The organism is Streptomyces sp. NPDC031274 (assembly GCF_055570235.1).
This window is the reverse complement of the sequence record NZ_JBVIHP010000100.1, coordinates 1-998: the sequence shown is the minus strand read 5'-3', so window position 1 is coordinate 998 and position 998 is coordinate 1. Positions and strand designations below refer to the sequence as shown.

Here is a 998-nt window from a genome sequence, read left to right as displayed (position 1 = left end):
AATCACGCTCGGGCTTACCACGCCTCCTGCACTTCTCGGCTTGCCCGTCCCCGTCCATGCCGTGGGTTCGCATCCGCCGATACACGGCCTCATACCCGGATCGAGCGGCTGGGTCTCCTCCAGCATTTGGCGAACGGCGGGGTCACTCCAGGTCGAACAGATTCGCTCTCATGCCCAACCAAGTAGTCGCTCATCTCAACCTCAGCGAGCAGCGACATGCCGAGGATCCAGAACGTGCCTCTCTTGCCTTTAGAGGGGGACTGCGCTCGATGCCGCAGCTGCCGGTCTGGAGATGTCGGTTCAGCGCAGATATCGGGGTAGCGCACGCCGGGCGTCCCGTGCCGCCTCCCGCTGCTCGGTCAGGCCGATTCGACCACGAGGCAACCGCCATGCTCCGCGCCGACACCACGCTGGTGGATGCAGAGAACGTGGACGTCGATGAAAGTGCTGCCCGCGACGACCTGCTACTTCGGGCAGGCGAGGATCACGTCAAAGACCGTCCCGATACCTTCGGGAAACAGCTTCGTGGCGCTGTCGCCGCACTGCATCCCACCCTCAGCAGTTCATCGGACGACGGACAGATGCGATCGATTGACCTTGCCGGCATGACCTCGGCCGTCACCCTCCTGCGAAGTGACAACCAGTCCGAAAACGAGGTCATTAAGGTCGGCAGGCTGGAGGTGCAGCTCACGGGCAATATCCGTAAGCTGCGTTCCTTCGCTCCGCAGGGCCGTGAACACCTTGCCCAAGACCTGCGATGTTTCACGGACCACGCCGCTACGGGGCTCTGACTTGCGATAGCCGAGGCGGCTGAGTTCCACACAGTGAGTTCGATACTGCCACTCGGTGGTCAGACCTAGTTCGTGCAGCCGGTGGGCGAGGGCCATGGCGGCGACCTTCCAGCGGTGCTTGGCCTGGAGGATCCAGGTGGTGCTCGCACCGTGCGGGGCATGCGCGAGCACATCTGCTCGCGGCATGAGAAGCGCGGCTGCGAACCG

General features: G+C 63.6%; 1 protein-coding gene. It reads left to right on the top strand.

The genetic code is table 11. From position 1 onward, the window contains the following. The first annotated feature begins 389 nt into the window (after positions 1 to 389). Positions 390 to 791 (top strand): hypothetical protein, encoded by a 402-nt coding sequence (locus tag ACZ5CR_RS43825; protein WP_468868865.1) that lies wholly within the window; start codon positions 390 to 392, stop codon positions 789 to 791. The last annotated feature ends 207 nt before the right edge of the window (positions 792 to 998 follow it).